This window comes from Streptococcus danieliae, assembly GCF_025447695.1.
GTDB classification, from domain to species: domain Bacteria; phylum Bacillota; class Bacilli; order Lactobacillales; family Streptococcaceae; genus Streptococcus; species Streptococcus danieliae.
The window spans coordinates 1-12,442 of record NZ_JAOBSU010000049.1; the positions used below are offsets into that span (position 1 = coordinate 1).

Annotated in this window: 30 protein-coding genes; 1 reads left to right on the forward strand and 29 read right to left on the reverse strand. The window is 41.1% G+C overall.

What is annotated here, in order from left to right:
- From N4310_RS04595 to N4310_RS04705, 23 genes are all read right to left on the reverse strand, one after another.
- Positions 1-227: ArpU family phage packaging/lysis transcriptional regulator (locus N4310_RS04595; RefSeq protein ID WP_276552640.1), on the reverse strand; the 227-nt coding region annotated here is incomplete at its 3' end.
- 70 nt (positions 228-297) lie between these two features.
- A complete protein-coding gene (locus N4310_RS04600; RefSeq protein WP_262092240.1) occupies positions 298-594 on the reverse strand; it encodes a hypothetical protein in 297 nt (98 codons plus the stop codon).
- Between the two features lie 116 nt (positions 595-710).
- Positions 711-899 carry a hypothetical protein gene (locus tag N4310_RS04605; protein ID WP_262092241.1) on the reverse strand — a complete coding sequence of 63 codons (189 nt, stop codon included), beginning with the start codon at positions 897-899 and terminating at the stop codon, positions 711-713.
- On the reverse strand, positions 899-1,072 hold the full coding sequence (locus N4310_RS04610) for a hypothetical protein (RefSeq protein WP_262092243.1): 174 nt from the start codon (positions 1,070-1,072) through the stop codon (positions 899-901). The genes N4310_RS04605 and N4310_RS04610 overlap by 1 nt, the downstream gene beginning before the upstream one ends.
- Entirely contained in the window at positions 1,072-1,416 is a 345-nt protein-coding gene (locus N4310_RS04615) for a hypothetical protein (protein ID WP_262092244.1), read from the reverse strand. The genes N4310_RS04610 and N4310_RS04615 overlap by 1 nt, the downstream gene beginning before the upstream one ends.
- Positions 1,416-1,775 (reverse strand): YopX family protein, encoded by a 360-nt coding sequence (locus tag N4310_RS04620; RefSeq protein WP_262092245.1) that lies wholly within the window; start codon positions 1,773-1,775, stop codon positions 1,416-1,418. The genes N4310_RS04615 and N4310_RS04620 overlap by 1 nt, the downstream gene beginning before the upstream one ends.
- Complete coding sequence (locus N4310_RS04625) at positions 1,772-1,963, reverse strand: hypothetical protein (protein ID WP_262092246.1); 192 nt, start codon at positions 1,961-1,963, stop codon at positions 1,772-1,774. Before N4310_RS04625 ends, N4310_RS04620 begins: the two co-directional genes overlap by 4 nt.
- Position 1,964: 1 nt before the next feature.
- Positions 1,965-2,312, reverse strand: a complete 348-nt coding sequence (locus tag N4310_RS04630) for a DUF1372 family protein (RefSeq protein ID WP_262092247.1) — start codon at positions 2,310-2,312, stop codon at positions 1,965-1,967.
- A 94-nt stretch (positions 2,313-2,406) separates the two neighbouring features.
- On the reverse strand, positions 2,407-2,559 hold the full coding sequence (locus N4310_RS04635) for a hypothetical protein (RefSeq protein ID WP_262092248.1): 153 nt from the start codon (positions 2,557-2,559) through the stop codon (positions 2,407-2,409).
- Entirely contained in the window at positions 2,549-2,734 is a 186-nt protein-coding gene (locus tag N4310_RS04640) for a hypothetical protein (protein WP_262092249.1), read from the reverse strand. Before N4310_RS04640 ends, N4310_RS04635 begins: the two co-directional genes overlap by 11 nt.
- A 161-nt stretch (positions 2,735-2,895) precedes the next feature.
- Positions 2,896-3,237, reverse strand: a complete 342-nt coding sequence (locus N4310_RS04645) for a RusA family crossover junction endodeoxyribonuclease (RefSeq protein ID WP_338092440.1) — start codon at positions 3,235-3,237, stop codon at positions 2,896-2,898.
- Positions 3,238-3,278: 41 nt separating this feature from the next.
- On the reverse strand, positions 3,279-3,815 hold the full coding sequence (locus tag N4310_RS04650) for an NUMOD4 motif-containing HNH endonuclease (RefSeq protein ID WP_262092251.1): 537 nt from the start codon (positions 3,813-3,815) through the stop codon (positions 3,279-3,281).
- Positions 3,816-3,823: 8 nt separating this feature from the next.
- Positions 3,824-4,267, reverse strand: coding sequence for a single-stranded DNA-binding protein (gene ssb / locus N4310_RS04655; RefSeq protein WP_262092252.1), 444 nt, complete (start codon positions 4,265-4,267; stop codon positions 3,824-3,826).
- Between the two features lie 95 nt (positions 4,268-4,362).
- The gene (locus tag N4310_RS04660; protein WP_262092253.1) at positions 4,363-4,542 is read right to left on the reverse strand and encodes a hypothetical protein; all 180 of its coding nucleotides are present in this window, start codon (positions 4,540-4,542) and stop codon (positions 4,363-4,365) included.
- A 13-nt stretch (positions 4,543-4,555) separates the two neighbouring features.
- Positions 4,556-5,581: a DUF1351 domain-containing protein gene (locus N4310_RS04665; protein WP_262092254.1), complete on the reverse strand. Its 1,026-nt coding sequence runs from the start codon at positions 5,579-5,581 to the stop codon at positions 4,556-4,558.
- Between the two features lie 10 nt (positions 5,582-5,591).
- On the reverse strand, positions 5,592-6,344 hold the full coding sequence (gene bet, locus N4310_RS04670) for a phage recombination protein Bet (protein WP_262092255.1): 753 nt from the start codon (positions 6,342-6,344) through the stop codon (positions 5,592-5,594).
- 138 nt (positions 6,345-6,482) lie between these two features.
- Positions 6,483-6,734, reverse strand: a complete 252-nt coding sequence (locus tag N4310_RS04675) for a hypothetical protein (RefSeq protein ID WP_262092256.1) — start codon at positions 6,732-6,734, stop codon at positions 6,483-6,485.
- A gap of 165 nt (positions 6,735-6,899) precedes the next feature.
- Positions 6,900-7,178 (reverse strand): hypothetical protein, encoded by a 279-nt coding sequence (locus tag N4310_RS04680; RefSeq protein ID WP_262092257.1) that lies wholly within the window; start codon positions 7,176-7,178, stop codon positions 6,900-6,902.
- Between the two features lie 22 nt (positions 7,179-7,200).
- Positions 7,201-7,377 (reverse strand): hypothetical protein, encoded by a 177-nt coding sequence (locus N4310_RS04685; RefSeq protein WP_262092258.1) that lies wholly within the window; start codon positions 7,375-7,377, stop codon positions 7,201-7,203.
- Between the two features lie 8 nt (positions 7,378-7,385).
- The gene (locus tag N4310_RS04690; protein WP_262092259.1) at positions 7,386-8,150 is read right to left on the reverse strand and encodes an ATP-binding protein; all 765 of its coding nucleotides are present in this window, start codon (positions 8,148-8,150) and stop codon (positions 7,386-7,388) included.
- Positions 8,151-8,170: 20 nt separating this feature from the next.
- Entirely contained in the window at positions 8,171-9,025 is an 855-nt protein-coding gene (locus tag N4310_RS04695; RefSeq protein WP_262092260.1) for a DnaD domain protein, read from the reverse strand.
- A 14-nt stretch (positions 9,026-9,039) separates the two neighbouring features.
- Entirely contained in the window at positions 9,040-9,312 is a 273-nt protein-coding gene (locus N4310_RS04700; RefSeq protein WP_262092262.1) for a hypothetical protein, read from the reverse strand.
- An 85-nt stretch (positions 9,313-9,397) separates the two neighbouring features.
- Positions 9,398-9,553 carry a hypothetical protein gene (locus tag N4310_RS04705; RefSeq protein WP_262092263.1) on the reverse strand — a complete coding sequence of 52 codons (156 nt, stop codon included), beginning with the start codon at positions 9,551-9,553 and terminating at the stop codon, positions 9,398-9,400.
- 133 nt (positions 9,554-9,686) lie between these two features.
- Between N4310_RS04705 and N4310_RS04710 the strand changes: the two genes are divergently transcribed.
- The gene (locus tag N4310_RS04710; RefSeq protein ID WP_262092264.1) at positions 9,687-9,893 is read left to right on the forward strand and encodes a hypothetical protein; all 207 of its coding nucleotides are present in this window, start codon (positions 9,687-9,689) and stop codon (positions 9,891-9,893) included.
- Here N4310_RS04710 and N4310_RS04715 read toward each other — a convergent pair.
- From N4310_RS04715 to N4310_RS04740, 6 genes are all read right to left on the reverse strand, one after another.
- Complete coding sequence (locus N4310_RS04715) at positions 9,861-10,334, reverse strand: hypothetical protein (RefSeq protein ID WP_262092265.1); 474 nt, start codon at positions 10,332-10,334, stop codon at positions 9,861-9,863. The genes N4310_RS04710 and N4310_RS04715 overlap by 33 nt on opposite strands.
- Positions 10,335-10,355: 21 nt before the next feature.
- On the reverse strand, positions 10,356-10,913 hold the full coding sequence (locus N4310_RS04720) for a hypothetical protein (protein WP_262092266.1): 558 nt from the start codon (positions 10,911-10,913) through the stop codon (positions 10,356-10,358).
- A gap of 66 nt (positions 10,914-10,979) precedes the next feature.
- Positions 10,980-11,144: a hypothetical protein gene (locus tag N4310_RS04725; protein ID WP_262092267.1), complete on the reverse strand. Its 165-nt coding sequence runs from the start codon at positions 11,142-11,144 to the stop codon at positions 10,980-10,982.
- A gap of 111 nt (positions 11,145-11,255) precedes the next feature.
- Positions 11,256-11,981, reverse strand: a complete 726-nt coding sequence (locus N4310_RS04730; protein WP_262092268.1) for a phage antirepressor KilAC domain-containing protein — start codon at positions 11,979-11,981, stop codon at positions 11,256-11,258.
- A 57-nt stretch (positions 11,982-12,038) separates the two neighbouring features.
- Positions 12,039-12,266: an XRE family transcriptional regulator gene (locus N4310_RS04735; RefSeq protein WP_262092269.1), complete on the reverse strand. Its 228-nt coding sequence runs from the start codon at positions 12,264-12,266 to the stop codon at positions 12,039-12,041.
- A partial coding sequence (locus tag N4310_RS04740; protein ID WP_262092270.1) for a hypothetical protein occupies positions 12,263-12,442 on the reverse strand: 180 nt, incomplete at its 5' end. The genes N4310_RS04740 and N4310_RS04735, both read right to left, overlap by 4 nt.

A 12,442-nucleotide genomic window follows, 5' to 3' on the forward strand; every position in this document is an offset into this window, starting at 1 on the left:
AATTCTATCGCATCTAACTCTGCCATGGCATCAACTCGGTTGATAGCCAACTTTTCTACTGCTCTATTTGGTGCTCCTCCTGGATTTCGCAAGTCAAAAGTAAAAACTTGAGTGACCTTCTGCGTACCAGGTTCACCAGCTATCCGCTTCCAACGCGAATACTCTTTGAGCTTTCGCTTTGCATTAGCGATGGTTTTCGCTTCATCAATTTCTGGAAAAAAAGCCATCAGCCACTCCTTTTGATATAATTATAGTTGCGATACTATAGCTGGTCACTTCAAGAGTGGCTGGCTTTTTTTATTTTTCAATCAATCTACGTCTGACTAAAGCACCTGCAATCTCACTGGCATAAAGTTCACAAGTTCTCTCGTTCAAATTACTGTGCTTCAAATAAATTTTCTTCAATAAGTCCATGGCTTGCATGTAGCGAGGTAATTTTTTGAGTTTCACGATTACGTATTGATAGCTAGTTTTAGGGCTACCCATCTCAATCGTAATATCTTCTTTCCCAAGCCAGACTGTCTCGGTCCACAGATTCAAAATCCGTTTATGATCTTTATCCGGAGGAAACTTACTTTTCTCAACGTTTGCCACCTTTCGCCTCCCTATTCGAACACAGCTTGCATTTTCTAAACGCCTTAAACCAATTGAAATCACTATCAGTTTCATAGATTAGCTTATTGCAGCGGCTGCAGTTGTAACCGCGGAATTCATCGTCTACGTTCACTTGCCTTCCTCCACCTCTCATCAAATTCTTTCTTCCTCTCATCGAACTCTTTCCTAGATTTCTCACGACTCTTGTTGAACTCCTTGAGAGAATAAATTACAAAAGCGGAGGACAGAATCATTCCTAAGCCAACTAGGCCTGCAATCACTAAAAATACTGTAGATAAGTCCATCACTCCACCTCTTCACCGCTTTCAGTAAGAATATTTCTAAGTACCATATGTGCATCCAAGAGAGTATCAAATGTACCATCCGGATTTCCAACCATGTATTCAAAATCATCTTCACAAGCATTAACAATCTTATCTATTCTGTTATAGACTTTCTTAATTTCTTCAGTTTTCATCACTCCACCTCCACACTTTCTGAATGTCCATATAATAAATAGACCGCTACTTCCATCTGTGCTAAAGAATGAAGACAATTAACCCATTCTTTAAAACCTTCTGTCATGGGTAGCCATGGTTTACTAGCCCCAAAATCGTAACCTTCCGTCTTTTCCTCTGAAAATATACAATCAAGAATTCCTAGAAAAGTCAGCCCATCATCTGTCAAGTCTGCAAAATAATCAACTCGTTCTTTAACTTCAATAGGAAAATCATGAATTGGTGGGACTGCCTCATGTCCATTAGTAGTCCAACCGTAAATACCATTAAACTTTGGTTCAAAAATTTTTGTAAGTTCCTCCATCACTCTACCTCCTCTAGCAATTCTGGATTTTCGTAGATATTTCCAACAACTTCTCCAACTAACCAAAGATTATAGGGTAAATAATCGAAAGCTGTTTCCAGTACAAATGCGAGAGATTCTTTCTGCCAAACAACAATCCCATACTTCTCACCTTCTGGGTTTTCTGGATAATAGAGAACATCTCCTTCAAATACTTCGACTCCTTGTGAGTCAATCAGCCCCGTTGATTGCATGAGGATGATGTCTTTGTAAGTACGCCCGTCTTCAAAGTCTTGCCAGTCAAGATAAACTTTTCCGTCATGAATTAAGGGTTCATTATACATTTTCGCATTAAACCAAGCTCTGAATTTCGGAATCATTCTTCTAACCCTCCATTGATAATCGCTGCAACTTCGTCGATTGATGCAGACACTTCTATTGCAAATCGCTGATTCGTGATTGAAAGCGTGTGCTTCTCAATAAAGACAATACTACCATCATCAAATGGTTCAACTCCGATTACTTTTGTTGGGTTTACCCAGCTATTCCCAATCTTTACTAATCTCATACTATCCCCCAACTCCATTCTTCACTTCCACACGCTCCTTGATTTCCTCCGGCATGTCAGTACCTAGGATAGCTTCCTTGTAAGTCTTCTCGCTTACCAAGAAATTCCCATAGCCAGATACCGTCAGCGTGTACTTGCCGTCTTTTTCTTGCTTATCGACCACTTTTCCGACAGTCAGACCTGTGTATGCCTGTCTAAGCTGTGTCTGGCTCATCTCTAAGCGTTCTACCTTCTGCTCCAGCTCGTGCAGCTGGATTCCAAAATGGATTTGAATGGCAAATATAAATACCGTCAAAAGCCACACGCCGAAAAGAGCCGATTCTAAAATTCCTTTTTCTCGATTAGTCACTTAATCGTCCTCCTCATCTTCTTCAAATAGTCTTGCAGTGCATTCAGCACAAGCACCTTTAAACCCTCCTTTTTACAAAAATGACATGGTCCAATCATAAATATTTCGCCCTTTCCAGCACATACTGCGGAACTGTATCCCCAACTCGGTAACAGTGAAAATCGTAAGGGGTTACAGAAATCCACTTGCCATCTACTAAAAACATATGCTGCCCAAAGAAATTGACTCGCTTATCATCAATCTTCATGATCCAGCTCCTCGTACTCTAGAGTGCCGACAAATAAGTATTTAGAACCTAAAACAACTGGAACAAAAGTGTATTTCAAAACCTCAATCGCATTTTCCTTGATGAAATCATTGACAGTATCCTCAAGTCTATTCAGTAAATAGTCCTCAAAATGCTTAACTCTGTAATTGCTCATTTTCTAACTCCTTTTCTCAACCTATTCATCTTCCCACCGCCTGAATCTCAGAAATCCAATTCTTGCAATAATCAGATTTCCCCTTAGCGTACTCTTCCGCATTTTTAAGCGAGCTGAAAACTTTCATACCAAGGACGTGATCCTTATATCGTGTAGTTACTCTATACCTCATCTTCAATCTCCATTTCTAATCTGTATTTCCCCTTAATGCCACTAAGACCACCGTATCGGAAAGTCATGTATTGAATCACTTCATGATTATCGTCCGTCCAAACGCCTGCGTCTGTCAGCCCGTCGACCAGCGCTTTTATAGTCGGATAAAAATTCGGCGGATCCATCCGTCTCTTTGTTGGTGAGAATACCGTCACAACCAAGCCACATGGGCGTTGTTTGGTATAAGTGGTAGTTTTACCCTTCCGACCTTCTATTGCCCCTAGATGGCGAAGTCTGGCCGTGATTTTAGCTTTCTGTGTCCAATGCGGACGGTCGTTGGAATTCAGCATTTCTTTTTGTTTTTTTGTATTTGAGAGTATGAACTCAAATTTCATAGAACTTTTCCATACACGTCAAATCCATCAAGTTTCTTATTTCGTTTCAACGACGAACTAATGTAACCTGGACTTCTTCCCAAAAACTTACTCGCTTGTGCCATACTACGGAATGTATATGCTTTTTTAGATTTCTTGTTTAATAAAATTATCGGGCAACCCGTATCTATTAAGTTATTATCAAAAGCATGATTATTGTTTTCTGAATAGGTGGCCCACTCTAAATTTTCAACTCTGTTATTATTAGGGTTTCCATCGATATGATTAACTGTTCTTTTGTTTTCTGGATTCGGAATAAATGCCTCAGCAACCAGTCTATGAACCAGAAAATCTCTAGGCTTCTTATCCCTCCACAAAGTCACTCTAGGCTCTCTAGTTTTAGTTGACTTCGATTTCAAAATCCTCTGTTTCCAATGTCTAGTTCCGTGGCGATCACTATGCGTCACTTTATCTTTATGAGTTCGGACTCTTCCGTAACTAGAGACTTCGTAAATCCCTTCATATCCAATAACATCTTTCCAATATTCTGTCATTCTACACCTCAAAACGGTAGATCTGATTCACTAATGTCCATCGGACTTGTATTCCCGAATGGATTCTGATTGTATCCAGTAGTTGGCGCTTGTTGCTGCGGTGCCTGCTGGCCTTGATTGTTACCTTGGTTTTGGCCAAACTCTAGCTTTTGCCAAGAACCAACCAAAACTTCGGTCACATAAACCCGCTGACCTTGCTGGTTCTCGTAGTTACGAGTCTGAATCCGACCTACAACCCCAATCAGGCTCCCTTTATCGTTCCAGTTAGCCAGGTTCTCGGCTGATTGACCCCAAACTATGCAATTGATGAAATCAGCTTCACGCTTTCCATCTTGAGTTTTAAATTGGCGGTTGACGGCGAGTGTAAAACTCGCCACCGCCTTATTTGCTGGAGTAAATTTTAATTCTGGTTTTGCTGTCAAGCGACCGACCAGGGTAACGTTATTGATCATCTGGATCACCCTTTCCTGAACTCCGCTCGCCAAGTAAATATCCTAGCAACAACCAAACAACAGCCATTCCAATCTCCTTCAATAAATCAATCATTCTAATCCTCCCACAACTCAACATTGAGAACTTCAACCGAACTAACCCCAAAAGCTTGTCCAATCCACCTAGCCGCCCAAATTGCAGCCATGTACTCATTTCGAGCATCAATTGTATATCCAAAGTTTAATGTCACTCTATCTTTAGTAACTTCACCGTTCACATAATATTTGCTATCCATAGCTATTCTCCAATCAATTCAATTCCGCTCGCAACTCATCTTCTGTCAAAGGCGGAATATTTTTATAGCCATTCACTGCATAATTCTCTTTGTAGACAAAACCTATCTTTGCCAATTCCGACTTGAAAAATTCCTTTTGTCGAGAATCTTCGAAATAAACCTCAAGTTTCATTTTTTGCGTATAGCGTTTTGGGCTGTTTTTAGCCCCTGTGAGAGACTTCTCATCATTTTGGTATAATTGCCCACCTTCTAAGATTTCGCCTGTTTCTGGGTCGAAATTTGGGGTCTCTGTTGATTTCTGAACCAATCCCTGTTGCCGGGCTTTTTGTTCTTCGATTCGCCGCTGATCCTCTTCCTCATTTCTTCGAAGTTCAGCTTTTTGTAATTCAAATCTGTAATCAGCTTTGATTTGCTCTAGAACTTCCGGAAGTGTCATAGCTGACAACATCCGGATGTAAGGTTGGTCCGTCATTCCGTACTCAGAACACTGACCAGCGATGGCACTCTTAGCTTTTTCAAACTCTTGCTGCTTTTCAAATTCGGCAACTATAATCTCGTCCAGGGACTTCATAGTGGCTTTTTTCAAGGTGAATCCATCCGCCATGAAGTCTGACGCCTTCAAGAAACTGCCGGCATTAGAGTCGAATATCCGTGGATCTAGCCCGTACTCCGATGCTTTGTTCGAAATGTAGGCTTTGACTGTGTCCAATCGTACCGCTTTCTGATGCTCTTCATACTCTTTGACATCTTTAGCAATTTTCTCGATGATTTTATCAATCGGCTCGCTGGCTCCTTTGATGTATTTGTCAAAATCGGTGACCGGCTGCGAAAGCTCATTCTTGATTTTGATTCGCTCATCAGAAATTTGTTTTTTGAGTTTGCGAAGGTCAGCGAGTACCTGTTTATCATCTTTGATAGTTGCTGCTGTCACAGTGTAATTTTCGTACTTTACAACAACCTCATTGATCCCCTGTTCAAATTTCTCTCGGTCAATGATTTCAACTTGCGCTTGGGTTAGTTTGACTTGTAACTCCTGCATATCTTATCTCCTAATACTCCAATTCACTTTCCTCAATCAATTCACCTTGAACCATCTCTTCGATGGCTTCTGATTGAGCTTCAGATTCTCTTGCGGCTTGTTCCTGTTTCATCTGCTCAATCTGAGCTCGCTTGCGTGCCATAACTTCTTCGCGACTCTCGGTAGGGGTTACGTCTTTCAATGTATCGAAAGTTTCTCCTCCGTCGTCCTCTGTGTACATATTTCCTAAATCTTCAGGGAACGCTTCACGAAGAGCATTCACCAATGCGGTTTTACGGATCATAGTTGCTGGCATTGATTGCCAAGTACTCTTTCCTTTGTTGTATTCAGCAAGCGATAGCTGGATTTCAACCGGAACTTTGAAATCTTTCCGATAAACTCTAGCCCAGCCACCGACCAAGGTGTCTGTAGGCAACATCAACGACCCTTTCCGTTCTGTCAGTACACCTTCTTTATCGAGGACAACGATTCCAGCTTCGAAACCTTCATAGTTCTTGCTTTGTGCCGCACGTTTCAAAAAAGCTTCTTTGGATACAATCAAACTGAACTCAACACCACCAGTTTTTTTGTTTTTATAGGCAATGATGTAGATCTCATTCGCAAACGGATTCAAATTCCGTCCTTTAATCAGAGTGAGTGCTTGTCCGATTTGTTTCTCAGATAGCAGATTCTGAGGGTCAAAAAATCGTTTCACATCTTGCGGTGTCCAGACGCTTGTATCAATGGTGATATCACGTTTAACTTTTGCTACTTCTTTGGTCATTTTATCTTCTCCTGATTGTTTTAAAAATCTTGCTGGTCTTTCCAGTTGTCGTACTTCTCATCCTCGAGCGGATCGATATGATCCCGATTTAGCCACTCTTGATGTTTGTAATAATCGTCTCGGTCATCAAATAGCATGTCAGACCTCCTCTTTCCGGTCAGTTAGACCTACATACATGGTCAATAGCTTGGTACCGTATTCTGGCGTCCCCTTCGACTCCATGAGCTTACTTACCTGCTCAGGAGTCCCATGTTCTTTGACGTAATTCTCCCAACCTCGTTCAACTCGCTGATGAACTTCATAGTGCTCTTCGATGGCCTGAACATAATCTTCGTGGCTGTACTGGTCTAGCTCCTGCAATTTCCAGTCGGCCAAAGTTGGCCTGACCATCCGCTCTTTATCTTCGAAACTTGCCTCGGTGCTTAAGCGTCCAGATTTCACGTTTCAATCTGTCCCTCTCTTTCCTTAGTTTTTCATTCTCCTCGGCGAGTCTTACATAGTCGTCCAATAGCTCCATATATCGGACAACCATGTAATCATCACTAAATTCTTCGTTCATCCTCTGTATGGCAGCTGGATCACATTGTCATACACGCGGTTGTCTTCTGGGTCTAGCATTTTGTAAGTTCGCTTGTATGCTTCCCAATCCTGTTTGCGTTTCAACTCAATGTCTCGTTGAGCTTGTTCGTAGGCCCGAGCCTCAGCTTTAGCGATTGCTGCATCAAGTTCTCGCTGACGTTTTAATTGTACTTTCTTAATCATGGCGTCAATTACGCAGACACTTACTGCGCCAAGCGCTAAGATTTCAGTTATTGTTAAAAGCGTTTCTAGCATTAGTCTTGTCCTCCAAATTTTTCTAAAAAGTGATAACTGCATTCCCGTGAAATGCTCTGCGTCTTTCAAGATAACCATAGGCCACCTCATAGCCCGCTTGGACCAAGCGCTCCTTATAGGTGTCATCCACCAGGTCTCCGGTTGTCTTCTCAAACTGTTCAATCATTGCGATTGTCAGCATATTCTCTGTGATGTCCATGTATGCTCCTAACAATAGATGGTGCGTTTATTCGTTAAGTCGTCAAAGCTCATTTCATTAATGGAATCCTTTGCGATTCCTTTTTTGATTCTGGTTAGAATCGCTGGGTCCCTGTCATAGTGATCCATGAGCTCACGGTCTGACAAGTTTGTAGTGATAAGGGTATTGCTGCGGGCATTGAGAATTGAATAAATCATTCCTTTCCCGAGGTTCCCTTTCATCTCCTTCCCTAGATCATCTAAAACTAGATAATCAACCTTGCTCAGTTGATCGATGTAAAAATTCTTTTTGGCAAAATTACTATCGGCAGCTCTATCCATTAGGGTTGGAACATTTACAAACAATGCCTTTTTATTGCTCTTATCGCTTAAAGCCTTAACCATCGCAAAAGCTAAATGGCTCTTGCCTGTTCCTGCCTTGCCTCTAAGGACAATGTTGTGCTTCTCGCCATTGAGCCAGGAGAAAGCCGCCACCTTGGCCCATCTCAGCTTTTCCTTTTCAATCTCTGTAGGAGTTTCAAAATTTTCAAAGCTTGCGTTGGCCAAAGCATCGTCGTACATGCTTAGCTCCTTGATGAAGTATAGACGCTCTCGCCTATTCAGCTCCTGAACGATGGTATCCACTTCTTTTTGATGTTCTTGGTTAATAGCTTCTAACTCGCACTTAGGGCAAAGTGTCCCGTCAAATTTCGGAGACTTAATCAAAGCGACATCATGCTTTTCGCATTTTTCAGCGATATTCTCGAAAGCTATTGGCAAACTACCAAAACTCATAAAGCTAACTCCTTCCTAGCCTATATTCCCATCCAGTCCGGAATCTCAGGCAAATCTTCTTCTCTCCGCTTGCGATTGACTTTGTCGTAATCTTCAACGGATTTAATTCCTTGCACGCGCCAATTCTTGAGAATCGTCGATACGTATTGCCAGGAGCTTGCTTTTTTACGCGCCGCCTCGTCAATCGCTAGACGGATGAGCTCTTCCTGGTCCTTGTCCCCACTAATCGCTTCTCTGACATCAGTCCTAAAAATGTCCATCTCAATCGGTCCCAAGTGCATCTTGCCTAAACCATTCAAAGCATAATGCAGCAAGTCGCTAAATATATTACTTAGATTATCCTGGGTGAGAGATGTTGTATGGTTGTTATTAGTCTGATTATAGTTAGTCTGATTAGTGTCCGATTTTGGGACATCATGTCGCCCTGTTTCGGTACTCCATGTCGCCCTGTTTTGGTACATTACAGGGGGTGAGTAGTCCGATTTTGGGACATCATGTCGCCCTGTTTCGGTACTTAACTCGTCGGCTTTGGTCAACGCATGAAGACCGACGTTGCCGGATTCAGTTTTCAGTTTTTGAGGATAATATAATGTTGCTCTCGACCCTCGACTTCTCTCCTCTAAGAGGCCGTGGTCAATTAATTCTTTTTTAATCTTGGGGACTTTGTTTTTTCCAACCCGCAAAACATCAACAATCTCGTCGCGAGACATCACTGCATAAAATGCCCCGTTTTCATCTTTGAACTGGTCCCCTTTTCTCTTCGAAGATTCCAGCCTGTCTAGTAACAAAGCGTGAAGACAGATAGCTTCCAAACTCAAATCGCTATACTCTTCGTCTTTCAAGAGCTTCAAAGGAATCTTGATGAATTGATCCATCGCATTCCTCCAATCTAACTAGCTTTCTTTTTCATGCGCTCCCTCTCAATCCGCCTCATTTCTTTGAGAAAGCTCTCGGTTTTCATGTACTCAATCAAAGCTTTGAAGCCTTCTGGGGAAATTCGCCGGCCATCACCGATAACATATCGCTTCATGCCTTGTAACTTGTTGAATAGCCTTCGCTTATCTGCCGCTCCTCGCTCTGAGTAGCCGAACAATATGCCGATCTCGTAGTCGTCTAGTGGCTTATCATATAAATTAAATTCGTGTACCGTTTTCCAATCCATAGTATTTTGCCCTTTCTTGTGTTATAATTAATTTAGTATTTTGCCTATGCCCCTTTACGGATTGCCGTCCGTTGGGGCTTTTTTGTTATCGGCAAATAGGTCTTTCTAAAGCCCGGTGGTCTATTTCCGAAACTACCAACTTCATCAAATGGATAGCTTCCACTTTTGCGTCACTATACGTTTGAACTTTGTCCAGATTCAATACATAGTCCACAATTTCTATAACTTTGTCGTCATGCATAATTTACCTCCAAAAATCAGTCTTGAGACCGATTACATTTTTAGAATATTTGTATATTCTCAGTCTATAAACTTGAGCAGAAAACCTTTTCACCCTTTTTTTGCTCAAAATCTATAGAAAGGAGGTGAAACTCATGATTATCGACCCTAATCAGTTTGCGCTCTCGGTTGTTCAATCTTCGAGTCCAGAACTTACAATTCAGGACAAAATCACTCTTTACAAAGAAGCTTACACTTCAATCGAAGAACACAACAAAGTCGCTCAAGAACAAGAAAATAAGCAGGCTGCTAAAGAACAAAATGATTTCTTAGATGCTTTTGATGATTCTGAGTTCTTTTAATTCCTTGACAAGATCTAAGTACCCTTTGACAAGCTCTTGTCTTGTTAGAGGGTTTTTTTCATTAATTGTTTCTTTACCCATTTGAGGGAAGATTTCAACGAGATTGTAAAATAAATCCCTGGTCAAACAGTTCCTTATCTCCTCAAGATCAAATCTGCCAGCTATTTCACCCTGCAGCCTCTTCTTGTTCATTAATTGTCTTTGACGAATATCCAGGTTTACCCCCTCTAATTCGGCAGCATGTATGTTTTTTTGGAGCGCAAGGAATCGTTCGCTTAATTCAACAAACTGTATCTCTGATTCTGCTCGACTAGATTCTAGGGAATCCCGGTGCTCTTTAACTTGCTGAATCCATTTCACATACTCCTCAGAGTCTACCCTCGCCACAACACTGGTGGGGGTTTTTATTCGCCCGCTATACGGGTATCGTTTTGGTTTCATTTTCATTCTCCTTTTCTACCGCTAATACCACGCCGTACTAAAGTGACCTTTTACCCCAATTGGACGCCAAGTATAGTCGCTTGGATTCATACTATCCTCTCTTTTAAAGTCCTGATAGAGCCCTATATATCTGCGATCGCCAGGAATAAAGGTGCTAAAATTAATTCGACCATCTAAGCTATCAGCAAAAGCAAAATGGATATAGGATGTCCGATCAGTTGGACGAGGTACTTTTGAAGGTTCTGGTTTTTCATTAGCTTTATGTAGCTTACAGCCTGGACAACCACAGATCACTCTTTCTTCTTTTTCGCCAACGGACCCAACAACTCCTTCAAGAAAGTTATTTGTCGGACTCAACATTTTTTTCACTTCGCTATTCAAAGCTCTCTCAGTTATTCTGTCTTGAATAGCTTTTTTCATTGCCTGGCCATGGACAGTTAGACTAGCGTTTTCGTGTACTAGGTTGATAGCTTCTTTGTAAGAAGCTGATTCTCCAATAGCCAAATCAGCAAATATCGATACAAGAGACTCAACTACTGTAGATAATTGTCCGATACCTTTAAATTCAATTTTTGCCATGTTTTACTCCTTTCGAATTTTCTAGTTTCCTCCATCTGCTATAATGAAGCTATCATTACAGAAACGCTATTCCTTTTCTTTGATTCCAAAGGGATTGGTCTTTAATTCATGCAAGGTTGTTTCAATATGGTCTAAATGTTGTTTCAGTTCAGCTCTTTCTATCCTCGATGCCTTGAATTCAGTCGCAATGATTTCAAGGCTTTTTGCTATCCGTTCAAAAATAGATTTCATTATTCTGCGCCTCCTTTTCGTTTTTGTAGGATTCTTCAATATCTGTCAACATTTTCTGAACATTCGCCAGAAAAAATTATGGTTTGATTTTCTGCCATGCTTTGCTCCTTTCTAATTTGTTAAATATTCCTGATTTAGGAATTTATTAATAAAGTATTGCTGACCCTTGCCCGTAACTAGCGGTGTCTTATTCAGCGTGATGTGTCCGTCTGAGTGAGTAATGCTTGTTTCCTTGACTCTAATAAGCCCAAGCTCTACGCTCTTTTGAGTTGGCATATTCCAATCATGACCTTTACGCTTAATGAGATAGCCATGTTCACGTAACCAACTAAACAACCGTGTAGCTCCAAAGTCTACTCCATTTTGCTTGAGTAACTTTGCTAACTCTCCGACCAAGATGGAGTTATGACTGGCACTTACAGCGTCAGCAAACAACACCTTAGGACGGTCGGCTTCAATCTGAGCCTGTAGCTCATGAGCTTTCTTCTCAGCTATGAGCAAAGCCCTTGCCATGATTTTCTCAGGGCTATTGTAGTCCTTTTCAATTTGGATAAAGTATTGACGAACCTGTTTCCCTCGATCAGTACGTTGAATCATAGCTATTTCTTTCGCCATGTCCAATTTTAGGATGTGGTCGACTTTATTGTGTCCACCTCGTCCGGTTTGCTGCTCATTTTTGAGAAGCAAAAAATCTTGATTTTCAACAAAGCCATACTCAATCATCCGATTAAACCAATCAGCATACTTTGTTTTGACCCCTAACGCTTCATGTAGCTGACGACCAGATACTACTGGCTCCTGGTTATCATTCAGCGTTACATTAATCAATTCATTCATACTACCTCCTTTCTAGTTATGAGATCTAAAATAAATCTCAGAATGAGATATTTTGTTTTAAAAAAATAGTTCCGCTTCTGGAATACCAAATTTTTTAGAAATAATTGCCATTTCATAATCCTTAAATGACTGTAATCCATCCTCTTTTTCAGAGTAGCCTTTGCGATTCTTAAGCCCAATTAAATCAGCCATGTAGGTCTCAGTTAATTCGCGCTTCAGTCGCTCTTCTCTTAACCGTGTTTTAGGTACAAGATATTGAGTTTTTAGTTTTTGTTTTTTAGTCAATGTTCACGTTCCTCTCTTTCTATAAATTTCAATTCACCCTCTCGGGCAACAGCCAGCCGTGGAATCGAACCACGGAAAAGACCAGTCCTGGCTTTTGAGTTTGGTATAATTAAAGAAAAACGATTGGAGAATGAGATATGAGACTTTATAGATTGCCAAACGCAAACGAATGGTTT